This window comes from Frondihabitans sucicola, from assembly GCF_030296615.1.
In the GTDB taxonomy this organism is placed as follows: Bacteria; Actinomycetota; Actinomycetes; order Actinomycetales; family Microbacteriaceae; genus Frondihabitans; species Frondihabitans sucicola.
Window position 1 is genome coordinate 2,271,314 of record NZ_AP027732.1, and the last position, 21,270, is coordinate 2,292,583.

A 21,270-nucleotide genomic window follows, 5' to 3' on the forward strand; every position below is an offset into this window, starting at 1 on the left:
CGTTTGGTCCTTGAGAACTCAACAGCGTGCACATTGTCAAATGCCAATTTATACTCCGGCATTCGATTGGTCTTGTCTCCTTTGTGGGGGTGGGGTTGGTTGGGTGTTGGGTTTCTTTGAGATTGAAATGGACAACAATCGTCAGATTGATTTGTACCTTTTGGTCAGTATCAAACTTGCTGTCAGCTGCCTATTCCGGTGGTTGGTGGTGTTTTTCTTTTACGGAGAGTTTGATCCTGGCTCAGGACGAACGCTGGCGGCGTGCTTAACACATGCAAGTCGAACGATGATCTGGAGCTTGCTCCAGGGATTAGTGGCGAACGGGTGAGTAACACGTGAGTAACCTGCCCTTGACTCTGGGATAAGCGTTGGAAACGACGTCTAATACCGGATATGACCCCTGCTGGCATCGGCTGGGGGTGGAAAGATTGTTTGGTCAAGGATGGACTCGCGGCCTATCAGGTAGTTGGTGAGGTAATGGCTCACCAAGCCGACGACGGGTAGCCGGCCTGAGAGGGTGACCGGCCACACTGGGACTGAGACACGGCCCAGACTCCTACGGGAGGCAGCAGTGGGGAATATTGCACAATGGGCGAAAGCCTGATGCAGCAACGCCGCGTGAGGGATGACGGCCTTCGGGTTGTAAACCTCTTTTAGTAGGGAAGAAGGGAGCTTGCTCTTGACGGTACCTGCAGAAAAAGCACCGGCTAACTACGTGCCAGCAGCCGCGGTAATACGTAGGGTGCAAGCGTTGTCCGGAATTATTGGGCGTAAAGAGCTCGTAGGCGGTTTGTCGCGTCTGCTGTGAAATCTGGGGGCTCAACCCCCAGCCTGCAGTGGGTACGGGCAGACTAGAGTGCGGTAGGGGAGATTGGAATTCCTGGTGTAGCGGTGGAATGCGCAGATATCAGGAGGAACACCGATGGCGAAGGCAGATCTCTGGGCCGTTACTGACGCTGAGGAGCGAAAGCATGGGGAGCGAACAGGATTAGATACCCTGGTAGTCCATGCCGTAAACGTTGGGAACTAGATGTAGGGGCCATTCCACGGTTTCTGTGTCGCAGCTAACGCATTAAGTTCCCCGCCTGGGGAGTACGGCCGCAAGGCTAAAACTCAAAGGAATTGACGGGGGCCCGCACAAGCGGCGGAGCATGCGGATTAATTCGATGCAACGCGAAGAACCTTACCAAGGCTTGACATATACCGGAAACGTCCAGAGATGGTCGCCCCGCAAGGTCGGTATACAGGTGGTGCATGGTTGTCGTCAGCTCGTGTCGTGAGATGTTGGGTTAAGTCCCGCAACGAGCGCAACCCTCGTTCTATGTTGCCAGCACGTTATGGTGGGAACTCATAGGAGACTGCCGGGGTCAACTCGGAGGAAGGTGGGGATGACGTCAAATCATCATGCCCCTTATGTCTTGGGCTTCACGCATGCTACAATGGCCGATACAAAGGGCTGCAATACCGTAAGGTGGAGCGAATCCCAAAAAGTCGGTCTCAGTTCGGATTGAGGTCTGCAACTCGACCTCATGAAGTCGGAGTCGCTAGTAATCGCAGATCAGCAACGCTGCGGTGAATACGTTCCCGGGCCTTGTACACACCGCCCGTCAAGTCATGAAAGTCGGTAACACCCGAAGCCGGTGGCCCAACCCCTTGTGGGAGGGAGCTGTCGAAGGTGGGATCGGTAATTAGGACTAAGTCGTAACAAGGTAGCCGTACCGGAAGGTGCGGCTGGATCACCTCCTTTCTAAGGAGCATGTACTGCCCGGTCTGTCTACAGCCGGATGATGCAGTCAAGTCAGTCCACAGCGAATGTCTGTGGGTGGCGCTCATGGGTGGAACATTGACAGTGGCCTTCACACGAAGGCTTCGTGCTTAGTACAGCTCCTTTGGGGGTTCGGAACGGTTGCGGGGTCGGGTGGTGGGGGCGTGCACGTTGTTGGGTCCTGAGGGACCAAGCCGGCCGGCGCTCGAGTTATCGGGTGTGGGTGGTTGAACTCCTCTTGCGGACTTTGAGGTCGGGCATCACTTGCTCGGGTTTCTTGGTGTCGCCCGTTTTTTGAGAACTACACAGTGGACGCGAGCATCTTGGATGCGCTCTTTGAGTGTCATCCGAGTGCAATTTCTTCCCCAGTCGGTCTTTGGCCGGGTGGGGTAACGAGATAACACTGATATGCCGCGCGAATGGGTTCTGTCTTCGGATGGGGCCGTATTTGTCGTGGTTCTTTGTGGTCAAGTTTTTAAGAGCAAACGGTGGATGCCTTGGCATCTGGAGCCGAAGAAGGACGTAGAAATCTGCGATAAGCCTCGGGGAGCTGATAATCGAGCTGTGATCCGAGGGTCTCCGAATGGGGAAACCCCGCCAGGCGGCGTGCTGACCTGGTGACTCCCGCCTGAATATATAGGGCGGGTAGAGGGAACGTGGGGAAGTGAAACATCTCAGTACCCACAGGAAGAGAAAACAACAGTGATTCCGTGAGTAGTGGCGAGCGAAATCGGAAGAGGCTAAACCGGTCATGTGTGATAGACGGCGGTCGTTGCATGGTCGGGGTTGTGGGACGTGTTTTTCAAGTCTGCCGGCTTGGAGCAGTTACAGCGCATTATAGGCGAACCGCATTGAAAGGCGGGTCATAGAGGGTGCCAACCCCGTAGCCGAAATGGTGTTGCTGGCTGGATGCGTATCCCAAGTAGCACGGGGCCCGAGAAATCCCGTGTGAATCTGTCAGGACCACCTGATAAGCCTAAATACTCCCAGATGACCGATAGCGGACAAGTACCGTGAGGGAAAGGTGAAAAGTACCCCGGGAGGGGAGTGAAATAGTACCTGAAACCGTTTGCTTACAAACCGTTGGAGCCTCCTTAGTAGGGGTGACAGCGTGCCTTTTGAAGAATGAGCCTGCGAGTTAGCGATATGTGGCGAGGTTAACCCGTGAGGGGTAGCCGTAGCGAAAGCGAGTCTGAATAGGGCGATTCAGTCGCATGTCCTAGACCCGAAGCGAAGTGATCTATCCATGGCCAGGTTGAAGCGACGGTAAGACGTCGTGGAGGACCGAACCCACTTCAGTTGAAAATGGAGGGGATGAGCTGTGGATAGGGGTGAAAGGCCAATCAAACTTCGTGATAGCTGGTTCTCTCCGAAATGCATTTAGGTGCAGCGTTGCGTGTTTCTTGCCGGAGGTAGAGCTACTGGATGGCCGATGGGGCCCAAAAGCTTACTGACGTCAGCCAAACTCCGAATGCCGGTAAGTGAGAGCGCAGCAGTGAGACGGTGGGGGATAAGCTTCATCGTCGAGAGGGAAACAACCCAGACTACCAACTAAGGTCCCTAAGCGTGTGCTAAGTGGGAAAGGATGTGGAGTTGCAGAGACAACCAGGAGGTTGGCTTAGAAGCAGCCACCCTTGAAAGAGTGCGTAATAGCTCACTGGTCAAGTGATTCCGCGCCGACAATGTAACGGGGCTCAAGCACACCACCGAAGTTGTAGATTTCATATTTTAGACAAGCCTTCGTGGTTCAGTCGTATGGAGTGGTAGGAGAGCGTCGTGTGGCGAGTGAAGCGGCGGTGGAAACCAGTCGTGGACGCTACACGAGTGAGAATGCAGGCATGAGTAGCGAAAGACGGGTGAGAAACCCGTCCTCCGAAAGACCAAGGGTTCCAGGGCCAGGTTAATCCGCCCTGGGTAAGTCGGGACCTAAGGCGAGGCCGACAGGCGTAGTCGATGGACAACGGGTTGATATTCCCGTACCGGCGAAAAACCGCCCAAGCTAATCCAGTGGTGCTAAGAGTCCTAACCCGGCTGAGTGGATCCCTTCGGGGTGATGCCGGCCGGTCTAACGCTCGACCCCATGCTGGTGCGGTTAGCGTATTAACAGGTGTGACGCAGGAAGGTAGCTGAGCCAGGCGATGGTATCCGTAAGGTGAACCTGGTGTAAGGATGTAGGGCTGACGATAGGCAAATCCGTCGTCAATGCGCCTGAGATCCGATGCGTACCCCTCACGGGGGAATTCAGTGATCCTATGCTGCCGAGAAAAGCATCGACGCGAGGTTTTAGCCGCCCGTACCCCAAACCGACTCAGGTGGTCAGGTAGAGAATACCAAGGAGATCGAGAGAATCGTGGTTAAGGAACTCGGCAAAATGCCCCCGTAACTTCGGGAGAAGGGGGCCGGAACCGTGAACGGATTTACTCCGGGAGCGGGAAAGGCCGCAGAGACCAGTGGGAAGCGACTGTTTACTAAAAACACAGGTCCGTGCCAAGTCGCAAGACGATGTATACGGACTGACGCCTGCCCGGTGCTGGAAGGTTAAGAGGAAGGGTTAGCGTAAGCGAAGCTCAGAATTTAAGCCCCAGTAAACGGCGGTGGTAACTATAACCATCCTAAGGTAGCGAAATTCCTTGTCGGGTAAGTTCCGACCTGCACGAATGGCGTAACGACTTCCCAGCTGTCTCAACCGCGAACTCGGCGAAATTGCACTACGAGTAAAGATGCTCGTTACGCGCAGCAGGACGGAAAGACCCCGTGACCTTTACTACAGCTTGGTATTGGTGTTCGGAGTGGCTTGTGTAGGATAGGTGGGAGACTGTGAAGCTCGGACGCTAGTTCGGGTGGAGTCATTGTTGAAATACCACTCTGGTCACTTTGGATATCTAACTACGAACCGTGATCCGGTTCTGGGACAGTGCCTGGTGGGTAGTTTAACTGGGGCGGTTGCCTCCCAAAAAGTAACGGAGGCGCCCAAAGGTTCCCTCAACCTGGTTGGCAATCAGGTGTCGAGTGTAAGTGCACAAGGGAGCTTGACTGTGAGACTGACAAGTCGAGCAGGGACGAAAGTCGGGACTAGTGATCCGGCAGTGGCTTGTGGAAGCGCTGTCGCTCAACGGATAAAAGGTACCTCGGGGATAACAGGCTGATCTTGCCCAAGAGTCCATATCGACGGCATGGTTTGGCACCTCGATGTCGGCTCGTCGCATCCTGGGGCTGGAGTAGGTCCCAAGGGTTGGGCTGTTCGCCCATTAAAGCGGTACGCGAGCTGGGTTTAGAACGTCGTGAGACAGTTCGGTCCCTATCCGCTGCGCGCGTAGGAAATTTGAGAAGATCTATCCCTAGTACGAGAGGACCGGGATGGACGAACCTCTGGTGTGTCAGTTGTTCTGCCAAGGGCACCGCTGATTAGCTACGTTCGGAACGGATAACCGCTGAAAGCATCTAAGCGGGAAGCCGGCTTCGAGATGAGATTTCCATCCCCTTCGGGGGAGAGGCTCCCAGCTAGACTACTGGGTTGATAGGCCGGATGTGGAAGCGAGGACTAACGACTCGTGGAGCTGACCGGTACTAATAAGCCGATAACTTGACAACACCCCCAACCCCGTCGTTCTGCGGGTTGGCAGTGATGCTTGCGTCCACTCTGTGGTTCCCGAAACACGGTCGATGACTGGTTCGTGGAACAGATAATTCAATACTGAGCGAAAGCTCCGTGACATGACTTCAAGCCGGCAGACCCTGATGGGTATGTACTGCTTGACCTAGTGTTTCGGCGGCCATAGCGAGAGGGAAACGCCCGGTCACATTCCGAACCCGGAAGCTAAGACTCTCAGCGCCGATGGTACTGCAAGGGGGACCTTGTGGGAGAGTAGGACACCGCCGGACTCCATTTAGAAACACCAAGAAAGCCACCTCCAGAGGTGGCTTTCTTGCGTTAACGACCACGGCGGATCCTGCAGCCCTGGCTGTTAGGCTGGCTGCACAACACCACAGCAGGCCCCTCCGCGGGTGAGCGCCGGCCTTCGGGCGCGAGCAGCTCCCCGTGATTCCGGCACCCAGACTTTCCCCTAAGGAGTAACCCCGTGAGTGATCGCGACGACGACCAGCAGAAGCGTCCTCGACGCGACGACGACTCACGGGGCGACACCTCGCGGTCGTCGCGTGGCGGAAACGGGGCCGGCGATCGTTCGTCGGATGGCCGATCGGGTGGGCCTGGTTCCGGCGGCTCCCGCTCGGGCGGAGCCGGGCAAGGCCGGCGCGACGGTGACCGCGGCCCTGCCACACCCCGCGGAGACTCTCGCGACGCCTCCCGCGACGGTGGCTCCCGCGACGGTGCCCGGGGTGGTCGTCCGGCGCAGGGCGATCGTCCGTGGTCGAACGCCCCGCGAGGGGATCGCCCGCACGGCGGACGTCCCTCCGTCGACCGGCCGTACGGGGATCGCTCGCAGGGGGCCGTCCGCAGGGCGACCGACCCTCCGGCGGTCGTTCCCAGGGCGACCGTCCCGGCGGCAGCTTTACTCCTCGGGGGCGCGACGACCGCCAGCAGGGGGACCGGCGCCCGTACAGCGGCGGCGGCTCGGGTCGCGACCAGCGACCCGCCGACCGGGATGCGCGCGGCCAGAGTGACCGCTCGTGGAGCCCTCGGCCCCCGCGGGGCGGCTCCGACCGCCCGAACCGTCCGTGGCAGGAGCGCTCCGGCCAGGACCGACCCGGCGCCGGCCGCCCGAGTTCGGGGCGACCCACCGGAGACCGCAGCGGCTCGAGCCGCCCACCGCGTGGGGACGGCCCCTCGGGAGCCGACCGCCCCTTCCGCGGAGATCGCGACCGCGGCACGCGCCCCGACTCCGCACGCTCCGAAGGCCGCGCGCAGGGAGGGCGTCCGGCGGCTGGTCGACCGACGTCCGGTCGCCCCGACCGCGGTGCGCGCCCCGACGACCGGGGGAGTCGCGCAGGCAGGGACGCGCGCGACGGCGGCGGCCAGTGGGAGGATCGCGATCCGCTCGGCCTGCGCTCCGTGCGCCCTCGCCAGTTCGAGCCGCACCTGCCCGACGAGGTCGAGCCTCGACAGCTCGACAAGGTCGCCCGTGCCGAGCTGAAAACGCTGAGCAAGGAGAACGCCGACTTCGTGGCTCGCCACCTCATCATGGCCGGCGAACTGATCGACGACGATCCGCAGCTGGCGCACCAGCACGCACAGGCCGCCGGTCGTCGTGCGGGCAGGATCGCCGTGGTCCGCGAGACGATCGCGATCACCGCCTACGCGCTGGAGGATTACGCGCTGACCCTGCGCGAGCTGCGCACGTACCGTCGCATCTCCGGCCGCAACGACCAGTTGCCCCTGATGGTCGACAGCGAGCGCGGTCTCGAGCGGCCCGACCGGGCTCTCGAGCTCGGACGATCCGTCGATGCGGCGACCCTCGACGTTCCCGTCCGGGTGTCGCTGGCGATCGCCATGTCGGGCGCACGGCTCGACCTCGACCAGAAGGACGGCGCGCTTCGCGAGCTGGAGATCCCGCAGCTCGATCGCACCCGCGCCTTCAGCTACAGCCCCGACCTGTTCGACGCGTACGCCACCGTGCTCGAGGAGCTCGGACGCGAGACGGAGGCCGCCGAGTGGTACGGCCTCGCGCGTCGGGCGCGAGCGGCACTGAACACGTTGGACATCGAGGAGGACCGTGAAACTGTCGAGATCGTGGAAGAAGAAGTCGAAGGATTCGACGGAGACGACGTCGCCCTCGACGACGAGCTCGCCGGCGACGGCGACGTCGTCGAACCGGACGACTACGAGCCCGACGGCATCGAGCCCGACGGAGACGTCTCACCCCGCGACTGAGCCAGGCCGCCCGCTCGACGGCGTGGACGTGATCCTGGCGGACCTCGACGGGGTCGTCTACACCGGGAAGAACGCGATCCCCCACGCCGTCGACAGCCTGAACACGGCGGCCGAAGAGCACCGGATCGGCTACATCACCAACAACGCCTCGCGGACGGCCGACGTCGTCGCGACGCAGCTGACAGGTTTCGGGCTGACGGTCACCGGCGACGAGGTGGTGACGAGCCCGCAGGCGGCGGTGCGTCTGCTGGCGACCGTCGTCGATCCGGGTGCCACGATTCTGGTGATCGGCGGCGAGGGGCTCACCACGGTGGTCGAAGCGGCAGGATTCCGTCTCACGCGGTCCGCCGACGACGCTCCGGCCGCGGTGATCCAGGGCTTCGCACCCGAAGTCGGCTGGAAGGACCTCGCGGAGGCCTCCTACGCGCTGGCCGCCGACATCCCCTGGGTGGCGACGAACCAGGACTGGACCATCCCCCAGGAGCGAGGCATCGCGCCGGGCAACGGTACCCTCGTGTCCGCGGTCCACACGGCGGTCGGCAAGCTGCCCCTCGTCGCGGGCAAACCCGAGAAGGCCATCTTCGACGCAGCCGTCGAACGCTTCGGCGCGACCTCCCCGCTGTTCATCGGCGATCGGCTCGACACCGACATCGTCGGCGCGAACAAGGCCGGGATCCCGTCGGTGCTCGTGCTCACCGGCATCGACAGGGCCAAGCAGGTGCTGGCCGCGCCGGCGGACTCGCGGCCCAGATACATCCTCGGCGACCTCCGCGAACTGCACGAGGCGTACCCGGCGACGAGCGAGGCGCAGGATCGCGATGGAGCCACGATCTATACCGTCCGGCATGCGAAGGTCAAGCTGCACGGCAACGTCGTGAGCGTCGTCGACGCCGGAGCCTCGCCGGTCGATCTGCTGAGGGCGGGAGCCGCGGCGGTCTGGGGCAGCGGGCTGATGATCTACGGAATGGTCGTCGATCCGGCGCTGTACGAGTAGCGGCCTCCGGAGCCGCCACCGTGCTCCCGGCGGCTGTGGAGAGCCTGCGTCGCGTGTCGGTGGCAGCGGTTAGGGTGGACCGATCATGAGCGAAGAGAACGAAGTCGTCGACGGCCTGATCTCTCGGCTGACGGTGATCGACCAGCAGCCACTCGAGCGTCGAGCCGTGGCCTTCGCGCAGATCCACGACGAACTCCGCGCCGTCCTCGACGGCACGGGGGCCGACGGCGCCGGGCCGGGCGTCCCGTCGAGGCGCTGATGGCGGCTGCCGCGCCCGGCGACGCCGACGTCGCTCGACTCGACATCGCCCTGACCGTGCGGGGCCTCGCCCGTTCACGCACCCACGCTCATCGGCTCCTGGCCGACGGCCTCGTGACCGTCGACGGCAAGCCCGTGCTCAAGGCGTCCTTCCCGACGCGCGTCACCCAGACCATCGAGGTGGCCGGCATCGACCACTACGTCAGCCGGGCCGCCCACAAACTGATCGGCGCTCTCGACGCGTTCGGCATCGACCCCGACGGGCGCTCGGCCGTCGACGTGGGCGCCTCCACGGGCGGTTTCACCCAGGTTCTGCTCGAGCGTGGTGCCGCGTCGGTGATCGCGCTCGACGTGGGCCACGGGCAACTCGTTCCCAGGCTCCGAGGCGATGACCGGGTCACCGTCGTCGAGGGCGCCAACGCCCGCTATCTCACGCGAGAGGCGTTCCTCGCGTACTCGCCGTCCGCCGAGCGCGTCGACCTCGTCGTCGGCGATCTCTCCTTCATCTCGCTGACCCTGGTGCTGCCGGCGCTCGTGGCCGCCGTGGGGCCGACCGCCGATTTCGTGCTCCTGGTCAAGCCGCAGTTCGAAGTCGGTCGGCAGGGCATCCGCGAGGGCATCGTCCACGACGCCGGTCTCCGGTCCGACGCCGTCCAAACGGTGCTCTGGGCGGCGCACGATCTTGGGCTCGGCACGGTGGGCGTCATCCCCTCGCCCATCGTCGGCACGAACGGCAACCGGGAATACTGCGTGCATCTGGCGGTTCGGGACGGGGTGAATCCGACAGAATGGATCACACGGGTCGATGACATGACGAGAGGGTGAGCCACCATTCGCAACCACACGGTTCCGACGAGCGGGGTGCTCTTCCGATGAGTGCCGCGCGCCACATCCTGATCGTCTCCCACACCGGACGACGCGATTCCCTCGACGCCGCTCTCGAGGTGTGCAGCCTCCTCGCCGCCGTCGATCTCGTGCCGGTGCTGCCGCGAGACGAGTTCGACGACATGCGCGCCGCCGAGCCGACCTTCTCCGGGGTCGACGTTCTGGGCGAAGACGTCAAGGTCGACGACGTCGAGTCCGTGATCGTCCTCGGTGGCGACGGCACGATCCTGCGCGCCGCCGAACTCGTGCGCGGCACCCGCGCACCGATCGTCGGGGTCAACCTCGGGCACGTCGGTTTCCTCGCCGAGAGCGAGCGCGACGATCTCCACGACACCGTCCAGCGCGTCCTGTCGTTCGACTACGAGGTCGAGGAACGCTTCGCCCTGCAGGTCGCCGTGCTCGTGGACGGCGCCACGGTCTACGAGACGTGGGCCCTCAACGAGGCCACCGTCGAGAAGGCGGCTCGCGAGCGCATGCTCGAGGTCGTCATCGAGGTCGACGGGCGGCCGCTGTCGTCGTTCGGCTGCGACGGCGTCGTCATGTCGACCCCCACGGGCTCGACGGCCTACAACTTCTCTGCGGGCGGCCCCGTCGTCTGGCCCGAGGTCGAGGCGATGATCCTGGTTCCCCTCAGCGCGCACGCGCTCTTCGCCCGACCCCTGGTCGTGGGCCCCGACTCGTCGTTCGCGGTGGAGGTGCTGAGCCGGACCGACGGTTCCGGCGTGCTCTGGTGCGACGGTCGCCGCGCGCACACGCTCGAGCCGGGCGCGCGGGTCGTCGCCCGGCGCTCTTCCCAGCCGGTGCGCCTGGCACGCCTCCGTCGGGCACCGTTCACCGACCGACTCGTGGCCAAGTTCCACCTGCCCGTCACCGGCTGGCGCGGCCCTCAGGGCCCGCGGACCGACGCGCTGTGAGCCGCCCGTGATCGAAGACATCACCATTCGAGACCTCGGCGTCATCGGCCAGGCGACGCTCGACCTCGGCCCCGGCTTCACCGCCGTCACGGGCGAGACCGGCGCCGGCAAGACCATGGTCGTCTCCGCCCTCGGCCTCCTGCTCGGGCAGCGCGCCGACGGCGGCAGCGTCCGTTCCGGCAGCGCGCAGGCGGTCGTCGACGGCCGCTGGTCCGTGCCCGACGACGGCCCCGTCGCCGAGCGGGTCCGCGACGCGGGCGGCGACGTCGAAGACGGTGAGCTCTTCCTCAGCAGGATCGTCTCGGCCGAGGGCCGAAGCCGCGCCGTCGTCGGAGGGCGTACCGCGCCCGTCGGGGTGCTCGGCGACCTCGCCGACCATCTCGTCGTCGTGCACGGCCAGTCGGAGCAGATCCGGCTCCGGTCGGCATCGGCCCAGCGCGCCGCGGTCGACGCTCACGGCGGTTCGGGTCTCGCCGAGGCGCTGGGCGCGTACCGGGCGGCCTTCGACGCATGGAAGTCGGCCGAGACCGAGCTCGCCGAGATCACCGGCGACCGAGACGCGCGCGCGGCCGAGGCCGAGCGGCTGCGCGCGGCCATCGACGAGATCGAGGCGCTCGCACCCGTCGCCGGAGAAGATCTCGAGCTCGACGCCGCGGCAGAGAGGCTCAGCAATGTCGAAGACCTCCGGCTCGCCGCCGGGCTGGCCCACGAAGTGCTCTCGACCGATGCCATCGACGGCACGCGCGACGTTCTCGGCCTCGTCGACGAGGCCCGCCGTCAGATCGAGCGCGTCGCCCAGCACGACCCCGAGCTCGGCGCCATCGGCGACCTGCTGACCGAGGTGAGCCTCCAGGTGTCCGAGACCTCGGCACGCCTGTCGAGCTACCTCGGTTCGCTCGACGCCGACGTGTCGCGCGAACTCGAGTCGGTGCAAGAGAGGCGGTCCGCTCTCGGCTCCCTGGTGCGCAAGTACGGGCCGACCCTCGACGACGCCATCGACCTGCTCGACACCGGCTCGGCCAGGCTGATGGAGCTCGACGGCGACGACGACCGGGTCGAGGCGCTCGCCGCCGAGGCCGCAGCCCAGCACGAGGAGGCGCGGCGCAGAGCGGGCGTCCTCAGCGACCTGCGCCGAGCGTCCGGAGAGGATCTGTCCAGGCGGGTGACCGACGAACTCGCCGCGCTCGCCATGGCCGGCGCCGAGCTGGTCGTCGAGGTGGGTCCGCGCGACGACCTCGGGACGTCCGGCGCCGACACCGTCGAGCTCCTGCTCAAACCGCACTCGGGCAGCGAGCCGCGCCCGCTCGGCAAGGGGCGTCGGGCGGCGAGCTGTCCCGAGTCATGCTCGCGATCGAAGTCGTCATGGCGGCGTCGAGCGACGTCCCGACCTTCGTGTTCGACGAGGTCGACGCCGGTGTCGGCGGCTCGGCCGCCATCGAGATCGGTCGACGGCTCGCCCTCCTGGCCGAACGCGCCCAGGTGATCGTCGTGACGCACCTCGCGCAGGTCGCCGCTTTCGCGACGAACCATCTGCGCGTCGTCAAAGACGCGACAGGCGCCGTCACGGCGTCGAGCGTGCAGCAGCTCACCGGCGACGAACGGGTCGCCGAGATGGCCAGGCTGCTGTCCGGGCTGCCCGACAGCGAGAGCGGTCTGGAGCACGCCCGTGAGCTCCTCGAGCTGGCGACGACACGCGCGGGCACGCCCACCGATACACGCTTGTAACGCGAGACGCTTCGAGGTGAACGATGAGTGACGTAGGATGGAAGCCCGTGGTGGTCAATCAGAACTCGGTTCCCAGCGGCACGCGTGTCGGTCAAAACGACACATCGAAAGTCACGAAGCACATCTTCGTCACCGGCGGCGTCGTCTCCTCTCTCGGCAAAGGCCTCACGGCCGCCAGCCTCGGCAATCTGCTCACGGCGCGCGGGCTGCGGGTCGTCATGCAGAAGCTCGACCCGTACCTCAACGTCGATCCGGGCACGATGAACCCGTTCCAGCACGGTGAGGTCTTCGTCACCGACGACGGCGCCGAGACCGACCTCGACATCGGGCACTACGAGCGCTTCCTCGACATCAACCTGAACCAGGGCGCCAACGTCACGACCGGTCAGATCTACTCGACCGTCATCGCGAAGGAGCGCCGCGGCGAGTACCTCGGCGACACCGTCCAGGTCATCCCGCACATCACCGACGAGATCAAGCGTCGCATGCGCCTGCAGGCGTCCGACGAACCGCAACCGGACGTCATCATCACCGAGGTCGGCGGCACGGTCGGCGACATCGAGAGCCAGCCGTTCCTCGAATCGGCTCGCCAGGTGCGCCACGAGCTCGGCCGCAAGAACGTCTTCTTCGTGCACGTCTCGCTGGTTCCCTTCATGGGCGCCTCCGGCGAGCAGAAGACGAAGCCGACCCAGCACTCCGTCGCGGCCCTCCGCGCCATCGGCATCCAGCCGGACGCCCTGGTGCTCCGCAGTGATCGCCCCGTCACCGAGTCCAACCGTCGCAAGATCGCCCTCATGTGCGACGTCGATGAAGACGCCGTCGTGAACGCGCGCGACGTGCCGAGCATCTACGAGATCCCGGCCATGCTCAACGAGCAGGGGCTCGACGCCTACCTCATCGAGCACCTGGGTCTCGACAAGGCCGGCGCCGTCGACTGGAGCGGCTGGAGCCCGATCCTGTCCGCCGTCCACGACCCCAAGCACGAGGTGACCATCGGCCTGGTCGGCAAGTACATCGACCTGCCCGACGCCTACCTCAGCGTCACCGAGGCCCTGAAGGCCGGGGGCTTCGCCCAGCAGACGAAGGTCTCGCTGCGCTGGATCCCGTCCGACGACTGCGAGACTCCGGAGGGCGCCGCGAAGGCGCTCGGCGAGCTCGACGGCATCTGCGTGCCGGGCGGCTTCGGCATCCGCGGCATCGAGGGCAAGCTTGGCGCACTCCGCTTCGCTCGTGAGAACGGCGTCCCCGCCCTCGGCCTGTGCCTCGGGTTGCAGTGCATGGTGATCGAGTACGCCCGCAACAAGGTCGGCCTGAGCGACGCCTCGTCGTCCGAGTTCGACCCCGACACCGACTACCCCGTCATCGCGACGATGGCCGAGCAGGTCGAGATCATCGCCGACGGCGATCTCGGCGGCACCATGCGCCTCGGGCTGTACCCCGCCGCGCTCCTGCCCGGGTCGCTGGCCGCCGAGGTCTACGGTTCCGAGCTCGTCGAAGAGCGTCACCGTCACCGCTACGAGGTCAACAACCACTACCGCGAGCAGATCGCCGACGCCGGCATGGTCTTCTCGGGCACCTCGCCCGACGGCCACCTCGTCGAGTACGTCGAGCTCGACCGAGCGGAGCACCCCTACTACATCGGCACGCAGGCGCACCCCGAGCTGCGTTCGCGTCCGAATCACGCGCACCCGCTGTTCGCCGGCCTCGTCTCGGCCGCGCTCGAGCGCCAGAACGCGACGCGCCTGTTCGAGGTAGCCGACAGTGCCCGCTGAGTCGCAGGATCCCGTGTCCGGCCTTCTCCACGACGACGACTTCGACGTCACGATCACGTCGTCCGACGTCGTCTTCCAGGGCGCCGTCTGGAGCGTGAAGCGAGAAGCGTTCCAGTACGGCGACTCCACGATCAAGCGTGAGTTCGTCGCGCACACGGGAGCCGTCGCCGTCCTGGTGCAAGACGACGACGGGCGCGTCCTGATCATCAAGCAGTACCGGCATCCCGTGCGGTCGCGCGACTGGGAGCTCCCGGCCGGGCTGCTCGACATCCCCGGCGAAGAGCCGCTGGTGGCGGCGAAGCGCGAGCTCGCCGAAGAAGCCGATCTCGAGGCGTCCGACTGGCAGCCTCTCGTGACGTTCAACACGACGCCGGGCGGCAGCAACGAGCGCCTGTTCGTGTTCTCGGCGACCGGAGCCTCCGCGACGTCGGAGGCGTTCGAGCGGGAGGCCGAGGAGGCCGACATCGAGAAGCGCTGGGTCGAGCTCGACGACATCGTCACGGGCGTGCTCGAGGGGCGCCTGCACAACTCGATCCTGTCGATCGCCGCCCTGGCCCTGCAGGCCAAACGCTCTCGGTCCTAGTGCGCAACACGCCGCTCACGGTCGGTTCGAACGGCTGTGTGCGCATGACGAACCTCGCCGGGAAGGAGAGCGGAGCGAGACCGGGAGTCACGCTCTAGCCTGGGGCCATGACCTCTCTGGCCGACGCCGTGAGCCGCTATCTGCGGCACGTGACGGTCGAACGCGGGCTCTCCCCGCACACGGTGGCCGCGTATCGGCGCGACCTCGCGCTCTACGCGACGTTCCTCGAACAGCGCGGGGTGCAGGATCCTGCCGGGGTCACCGGTGCGGACGTCGCCGAGTTCCCGACGGCCTTGGCCACGCGCGAATCTCCCCTCGGGGCCTCGTCGATCGCGCGGGTGGTGTCGAGCGTCAAGGGGTTCCACCGCTTCGTCGCGGAGGAGGGCCTGGTCGACGACGACGTGACGACGACGACTCGACCACCCAAGCTTCCCGCGCGGCTTCCCAAGGCGATCTCGATCTCGCAGGTCGAGGCCCTGCTCGCGGCGACGGACGGTGACGAACCGACGCGGCTCCGCGACAAAGCACTGCTCGAGCTCCTGTACGCCACCGGTGCGCGCGTGTCGGAGGCGGTGTCGTTGAACGTCGACGACGTCATCGAGGGCGATGTCGTGCGACTCTTCGGCAAGGGCAACAAGCAGCGGATCGTCCCGCTCGGCAGCTATGCGCGCCGGGCCATCGACGCGTACCTGGTGCGCGTGCGGCCCCTCTTCTCCGCGCGGGGGAGCGCCACGCCCGCGCTCTTCCTCGGCACGCGCGGCGCGCGTGTCTCGCGGCAGAACGCGTGGCTCATCATCCAGGCCGCGGCGTCGCGCGCCGGCCTGCCGATGGAGGTCTCGCCGCACACCCTGCGCCATTCGTTCGCCACGCACCTGCTCGAGGGCGGCGCCGACGTCCGCGTCGTGCAGGAGCTCCTCGGCCACGCCTCCGTCGCGACCACCCAGATCTACACGCTCGTCACCGCCGACGCCCTCCGAGACGCGTACGGGCAGGCGCACCCGAGGGCCCGCTGGCGGCCGGGGGAGCGCGAGGCGCGCGCGGTCGACGAGGCCCGTGCTACCGAGGCCGGCGCGACAGCACCCACCGCCTGACGGAGCGAAACGAGACGGGCCGGAGGAGTGCCCGGGGCGGACGGACGCACGCCGGTACGATAGCGGGGTGAGTACGACGCCGAACCCGAGCACCGACGACCGCGCGGCACAGGCCCCGACGGCCCTGGGGCCGACCGGTCGACCCGTCACGCGTTTCCCCGTGCCCGCCGAGCTCGACAGCACGGGGCCGGCACGCATCATCTCCCTCTGCAACCAGAAGGGCGGCGTCGGCAAGACGACGACCACCATCAACCTGGGCGCATCCCTCGCCGAGTACGGCCGCAAGGTGCTCGCCGTCGACTTCGACCCGCAGGGCGCCCTCAGCGCAGGCCTCGGTGTCAAGACGCACGACGTCCCCACCATCTACGACCTCGTCATCGGCACCGTCAAAGACCCTCGCGAGGTCATCCAGGGCACGGGAGTTCCCGGGCTCGACGTGATCCCGGCGAACATCGACCTGTCGGCGGCCGAGGTGCATCTCGTCAACGAGGTCGCGCGCGAGCAGATCCTGGCGCGCGTTCTCCGCAAGGTCCGCGACGACTACGACGTGATCCTGATCGACTGCCAGCCGTCGCTCGGCATCCTGACCGTCAATGCGCTGACCGCTGCCCACGGCGTCCTCATCCCGCTCGAGTGCGAGTTCTTCGCGCTCCGCGGCGTCGCGCTGCTCGTCGAGACCATCGACAAGGTGCGCGATCGGCTCAACGAAGACATTCAGCTCGACGGGATCCTGCCGACCATGTACGACTCGCGCACGCTGCACAGCCGCGAGGTGCTCGAGCGGGTCGTCGACGCATTCGGCGACAGCGTTCTCGAGACGGTCATCACGCGCACCGTGAAGTTCCCCGACGCCTCCGTCGCGGCATCGCCGATCAACCAGTTCGCGCCGTCGCACCCGGCCGCCGAGGCCTACCGCCAGTTGGCGAGAGAGCTGATCGCCCGTGGCGCCGCAGCCTGACGCGTCCCGCGGCCTCGAGAGCGGCGTCGACGTCGCCGCCGACGTCGAGCCATCGACCGACACCTCCTTCACCGTCAGCCTGAGCAACTTCTCCGGCCCGTTCGACCTGCTCCTGTCGCTGATCACCAAGCGCGAGATGGACATCACCGAGATCGCCCTGAGCGCCGTCACCGACGAATTCCTGTCGTACCTGCGAGGCCTCGACTCCGATGAAGAGCTCGACAAGGCGAGCGAGTTCCTGGTCGTCGCCGCAACGCTCCTCGACCTCAAGGTCGCGGGCCTGCTGCCCCAGGGCGAGCTCGTCGACGCCGAAGACGTCGCCCTGCTCGAGGCGCGCGACCTCTTGTTCGCGCGACTGCTGCAGTACCGCGCGTTCAAGCAGGCCGCCGAGTGGTTCGCCACCCGAGGCGAGGCCGAGGGCGACCGTCACGCCCGCAGCGTCCGGCTCGAGCAGAAGTACCGCGTCTCGACACCCGAACTCGTCTGGACCCTGTCCGTCGACGACTTCGCCGCGCTCGCCGCGATGGCGATGACGCCGCGCGAGGTGCCGACCGTCGGGCTCGACCACCTGCACGCGCCGCTCGTCAGCATCCGTGAGCAGGCCGCGATCGTCGTCTCCATGCTGCGCCGCGGCGCCGTCATGAGCTTCCGCGAACTGGTCGACGGGATCGACGTGAAGGGCGTCGTCGTGGCGCGATTCCTCGCGATCCTGGAGCTCTATCGGGGCGCGTCCCTGAGCTTCGAGCAGCTCGAGCCGCTCGGCGAACTCAGTATTCGCTGGACCGCCGAACACTGGACCGAAGAGAACCTCGCCAACCTGGGGGCCGACTATGACGGATGAACAGGATCCCGGGGAGGGCGCGACCGGCGCTCCCTCGACGCCCCCACCCGGCGTGCCGATCGCACGCACCCTCGAGGCGATCCTGATGGTCGCCGACGAACCGCAGAGCCTCGTCTCGCTCGCCACCGCCATCGGTGCTCCCGTGCCCGCGGTCCGCCAGGCCGTGGAGACGCTCGTGGCCGACTTCGACGGCGTCGACGGCGGTGACGGGCAGCCTGGCATCCGCCGTGGCTTCGAGCTCCGCGAAGTCGGAGGCGGCTGGCGCTTCTACGTGCGCGAAGAATTCGACCCGATCGTCCGCGACTTCGTGCTCACGCAGAACCCCACGCGCCTCTCACAGGCCGCGCTCGAGACGCTCGCCGTGATCGCCTACAAGCAGCCGATCACCCGCGGAGCGATCGCTCAGATCCGGGCCGTCAACGTCGACAGCGTGGTCCGCACCCTCCTCGGCCGCGGTCTGATCACCGAGTCCTTCACCGACGCCGAGACCGGCGCGATCAACTACGAGACGACCGAGCTTCTGCTGACGCACCTCGGAATCAACTCCATCGACGAGCTGCCGCTGATCTCACCGCTGCTCTCCGATGGTTCAGGAGGCTTCGGCGATGGCAGCGAATAGCAACGACAAGGGCCCGCAGGATCCCGCGCCCTCCCAGGGCGAGCGCCTCCAGAAGGTCATGGCCGCGGCCGGTATCGCCAGCCGCCGGGTCTCCGAAGACCTGATCGCCGCGGGCCGCGTCACGGTCAACGGCGTCGTCGTCACCGAACCGGGCCGGCGCGTCGACCCCGCGGTGGATCAGGTGGTCGTCGACGGCCAGGCGGTCCAGCTCGACCCGTCGCGCCGCTACCTCATGCTCAACAAGCCCGTCGGCGTCGTGTCGTCGCTGCGCGACGAGCGCGGGCGCCCCGACCTCACCGAGTTCACGCGCCACTACGAGGAGCGACTGTTCAACGTCGGCCGCCTCGATGCGGAGACCAGCGGGCTCCTCATCCTCACCAACGACGGCGAGCTGGCTCACGTCCTCGCCCACCCGTCGTTCGGCGTGCTCAAGACGTACATCGCCAAGGTCGAGGGCTCGATCACCCCGGCGACGGTCAAGAAGCTCATCGCCGGCATCGAGCTCGACGACGGTGAGATCCACGCCGACTCCGCGCGCATCGTGGACCGCGGCTCCGGCAGCGCCGGTGGCACGAGCATCGTCGAGATCACCCTCCACTCCGGGCGCAACCGCATCGTCCGTCGCATGCTTGACGCCGTCGGGCACCCGGTCGTCGACCTGGTGCGCCGCCAGTTCGGCCCCCTGCACCTCGGCAGCCTCCGGATCGGCGAGGTCCGCGACCTGACCCGCGACGAGCTGGGCGAGATCCTGACCATCGCTCGCGATGCCGGGCTCGGTTCCGTCACGATCACGGCCGCCGTCCAGGAGTCGCAAGACGACACGGGAGTCGAACTCGTCGCGGATGTCGACGACGACGTCGCCGAGTCGGAGAAGGAGTACTACGACGAAGACGACGACGAGTACGAACCCGAACTCGACGCCCGGGACGAGAGCCGCCGCGGGCGTGCCGAAGGCGGCGACCGGGGCGGGCAGGATCGCCGCGTCCCCAAGAAGCAGTACGACAGCAACGGTGAGCGTCGCGTCGCCGTCAACGGCGATGTGACCGGTGGGCGGGCGGTCAAGGGCGACCAGGCCCCGAGCCGCCGCTCGCAGGTGCGGAAGCAGCAGGAGCAGCGCCGGCGCGGGAACGGCCGATGACGGCCGGCGAGCCGCGACGCATCGACGGGACCGTCCGCATCGTCGGCTCCGGCCTCCTGGGCGCGAGCATCGGCCTCGCTCTGAGGCGCCAGTCGGTCGACGTCATCCTCGACGACGTCTCGCCCGCGGCGCGGAACCTGGCCATCGACTACGGTGCCGGGCGCGCCCCGGCCGAGGGAGACGATCCTGCGCTGATCGTGGTCTGCGTCCCACCGGACGTCACCGCCGACATCGTCGAGCGCGAGCTCGCGGGCTACCCGAACGCCCTCGTCACCGACGTGGCCAGCGTGAAGGTCGCACCTCTCCGCGAACTCCGGCGGCGGGGAGCCGACGTCTCGCGCTACGTCGGCTCGCATCCCATGGCCGGGCGCGAGCGCGGTGGCCCGATCTCGGCGCGCGCCGACCTGTTCGTGGGCAGACCGTGGGTGATCGCCGGGCACGACGGCATCAGCTACAAGAAAGCGGCGCTGCTCGAAGACCTCATCCTCGACCTCGGCGCCACGCCGATCGAGATGGCCCCGGAAGAGCACGACGCCGGAGTCGCCGTCGTGTCCCACTCGCCGCAGGTGATCGCGTCGCTGATGGCCGCACGGCTGCGCGACGCCCCCGACGCGGCACTCGGCCTCGCCGGGCAGGGCGTTCGCGACGTGACCAGGATCGCCTCGAGCGATCCTGCCCTCTGGGTCCAGATCCTCGGGGCGAACGCCGCGACGGTCGTCGACGTCCTGCGGGCCTTCCGCGGAGACCTGGATCGCGTGATCGACGCGCTCGAAGCGCCCGCGGATCCCGGCGCCCTGCGCACCCTGGCCGAGAGCATCGGGGCCGGCAACGCGGGGTCGCCCGGCTTCCGGGCAAGCACGGGCAGTCGAAGGTGTTCGCGCAGGTCGTGGTGCTCGTCGACGACACCCCGGGCCAGCTCGGTCGCCTCCTCACCGAGATGGGTGAGATCGGCGTGAACCTCGAAGACCTGCGGCTCGAGCACTCGCCCGGGGCGCAGTTCGGCCTGGCCGAGGTGAGCGTCGTGCCCGAACACGAAGAACGATTGATCGACGACCTGATCCGGCGCGGCTGGACCATTGCAGGAGCGGCATGACGAACGACCCTCTCTTCCCGACGTCCCGAACACGGCGGAGGGCATCGCCGACTTCACGGGCGACCTCTACGACCGGTACCGCGCGAGCGATCTCTACAAGCCGGTCGTGGTCGCCGTCGACGGCCCGGCGGGCAGCGGCAAGTCGAGTGTGAGCCGTGCCGCGGCCAAGGCCCTCGGCTTCGACTACCAAGACACCGGGGCCGCGTACCGGGCCTTCGCTCTGCACGCCGTCCAGCAGAACGTCGATCTCGATGATCCTGCCGCTGTCGTGAAGACCCTGCCGACCTTCGCCTACGAGATCGGCATCGACCCCGACGACCACTACGTCAGGGTCGACGGCGTCGACGTGACGGACGAGATCCGGACGCCGCGCGTGACGGCGTCGGTGGCGCACGTGGCGAAGCTGCCGGAGGTGCGCCACTACCTCGTCGACCTGTTCCGGGGCATCATCGCGGGGACGTCGAAACCCGGCATCGTGACGGAGGGCCGCGACATCACGACCGTCGTCGCCCCGAACGCCCAGGTCAGGATCCTGCTCACCGCCTCGGAAGAGGCTAGAATGGCCAGGCGTTCCGCGGAGATCACGGGGCAGAGTGCCGAAGAAACAGCCCGGCAGCTGTCGAAACGAGACCAGCAGGACAGCAAGGTGGTCGATTTCATGACAGCCGCAGAAGGCGTCACGACTCTCGACTCCACCAATCTCGACTTCGATCAGACGGTTCAAGCCGTCGTCGAGCTCGTGCGTTCCATCGCCACGGCGCCTGTCGCCGAGGGCTGAGGGCCCGAGCCAGAACACTTAGAGGA

Annotated in this window: 12 protein-coding genes, 3 rRNA genes and 3 pseudogenes; all 18 read left to right on the forward strand. The window is 66.2% G+C overall.

Translation table 11 applies throughout. The features are described from left to right. The first annotated feature begins 218 nt into the window (after positions 1–218). The 18 genes and pseudogenes from QUE79_RS11730 (at position 219) to cmk (ending at position 21,244) form a co-directional block, all read left to right on the forward strand. Positions 219–1,747, forward strand: a 16S ribosomal RNA gene (locus tag QUE79_RS11730). Positions 1,748–2,230: 483 nt separating this feature from the next. After that, positions 2,231–5,356 (forward strand): 23S ribosomal RNA (locus QUE79_RS11735). Between the two features lie 174 nt (positions 5,357–5,530). Further along, positions 5,531–5,647, forward strand: a 5S ribosomal RNA gene (gene rrf, locus QUE79_RS11740). Together the 16S, 23S and 5S rRNA genes form the textbook arrangement of a ribosomal RNA operon. 1,129 nt (positions 5,648–6,776) lie before the next feature. Further along, positions 6,777–7,595 (forward strand): hypothetical protein, encoded by an 819-nt coding sequence (locus tag QUE79_RS11745; protein ID WP_286343283.1) that lies wholly within the window; start codon positions 6,777–6,779, stop codon positions 7,593–7,595. 28 nt (positions 7,596–7,623) lie between these two features. Beyond that, complete coding sequence (locus tag QUE79_RS11750; RefSeq protein ID WP_434010993.1) at positions 7,624–8,589, forward strand: HAD-IIA family hydrolase; 966 nt, start codon at positions 7,624–7,626, stop codon at positions 8,587–8,589. Between the two features lie 85 nt (positions 8,590–8,674). Further along, a complete protein-coding gene (locus QUE79_RS11755; protein ID WP_286343285.1) occupies positions 8,675–8,848 on the forward strand; it encodes a hypothetical protein in 174 nt (57 codons plus the stop codon). Then, complete coding sequence (locus QUE79_RS11760; RefSeq protein ID WP_286343286.1) at positions 8,848–9,672, forward strand: TlyA family RNA methyltransferase; 825 nt, start codon at positions 8,848–8,850, stop codon at positions 9,670–9,672. Before QUE79_RS11755 ends, QUE79_RS11760 begins: the two co-directional genes overlap by 1 nt. Before the next feature lie 47 nt (positions 9,673–9,719). Continuing rightward, complete coding sequence (locus tag QUE79_RS11765; protein ID WP_286343287.1) at positions 9,720–10,646, forward strand: NAD kinase; 927 nt, start codon at positions 9,720–9,722, stop codon at positions 10,644–10,646. A gap of 7 nt (positions 10,647–10,653) precedes the next feature. Then, positions 10,654–12,371 (forward strand): annotated as a pseudogene (gene recN, locus QUE79_RS11770) (DNA repair protein RecN). A 23-nt stretch (positions 12,372–12,394) separates the two neighbouring features. Continuing rightward, positions 12,395–14,143, forward strand: coding sequence for a CTP synthase (gene pyrG / locus QUE79_RS11775; RefSeq protein ID WP_434010994.1), 1,749 nt, complete (start codon positions 12,395–12,397; stop codon positions 14,141–14,143). Between the two features lie 13 nt (positions 14,144–14,156). Next, complete coding sequence (locus tag QUE79_RS11780) at positions 14,157–14,726, forward strand: NUDIX domain-containing protein (protein WP_286343288.1); 570 nt, start codon at positions 14,157–14,159, stop codon at positions 14,724–14,726. 107 nt (positions 14,727–14,833) lie between these two features. Next, complete coding sequence (gene xerD / locus QUE79_RS11785; protein ID WP_286343289.1) at positions 14,834–15,817, forward strand: site-specific tyrosine recombinase XerD; 984 nt, start codon at positions 14,834–14,836, stop codon at positions 15,815–15,817. 67 nt (positions 15,818–15,884) lie between these two features. Next, positions 15,885–16,775 (forward strand): ParA family protein, encoded by an 891-nt coding sequence (locus tag QUE79_RS11790; RefSeq protein WP_286343290.1) that lies wholly within the window; start codon positions 15,885–15,887, stop codon positions 16,773–16,775. After that, positions 16,759–17,616 carry a segregation and condensation protein A gene (locus QUE79_RS11795; RefSeq protein WP_434010995.1) on the forward strand — a complete coding sequence of 286 codons (858 nt, stop codon included), beginning with the start codon at positions 16,759–16,761 and terminating at the stop codon, positions 17,614–17,616. Before QUE79_RS11790 ends, QUE79_RS11795 begins: the two co-directional genes overlap by 17 nt. After that, complete coding sequence (scpB, locus tag QUE79_RS11800) at positions 17,606–18,235, forward strand: SMC-Scp complex subunit ScpB (RefSeq protein WP_286343291.1); 630 nt, start codon at positions 17,606–17,608, stop codon at positions 18,233–18,235. Before QUE79_RS11795 ends, scpB begins: the two co-directional genes overlap by 11 nt. After that, positions 18,222–19,004 (forward strand): annotated as a pseudogene (locus tag QUE79_RS11805) (pseudouridine synthase); the annotation flags it as partial. The gene scpB and the pseudogene QUE79_RS11805, both read left to right, overlap by 14 nt. A gap of 365 nt (positions 19,005–19,369) precedes the next feature. After that, positions 19,370–20,466 (forward strand): annotated as a pseudogene (locus QUE79_RS11810) (prephenate dehydrogenase). A gap of 106 nt (positions 20,467–20,572) precedes the next feature. After that, positions 20,573–21,244 carry a (d)CMP kinase gene (gene cmk / locus QUE79_RS11815; RefSeq protein ID WP_286346704.1) on the forward strand — a complete coding sequence of 224 codons (672 nt, stop codon included), beginning with the start codon at positions 20,573–20,575 and terminating at the stop codon, positions 21,242–21,244. The last annotated feature ends 26 nt before the right edge of the window (positions 21,245–21,270 follow it).

Bases quoted from the DNA above. Each gene is read 5' to 3' on its own strand.
- QUE79_RS11765 (WP_286343287.1), top strand. From the start codon at position 9,720: ATGAGTGCCGCGCGCCACATCCTGATCGTCTCCCACACCGGACGACGC.
- xerD (WP_286343289.1), top strand. From the start codon at position 14,834: ATGACCTCTCTGGCCGACGCCGTGAGCCGCTATCTGCGGCACGTGACG.
- QUE79_RS11755 (WP_286343285.1), top strand. From the start codon at position 8,675: ATGAGCGAAGAGAACGAAGTCGTCGACGGCCTGATCTCTCGGCTGACG.
- scpB (WP_286343291.1), top strand. From the start codon at position 17,606: ATGACGGATGAACAGGATCCCGGGGAGGGCGCGACCGGCGCTCCCTCG.
- QUE79_RS11760 (WP_286343286.1), top strand. From the start codon at position 8,848: ATGGCGGCTGCCGCGCCCGGCGACGCCGACGTCGCTCGACTCGACATC.
- pyrG (WP_434010994.1), top strand. From the start codon at position 12,395: ATGAGTGACGTAGGATGGAAGCCCGTGGTGGTCAATCAGAACTCGGTT.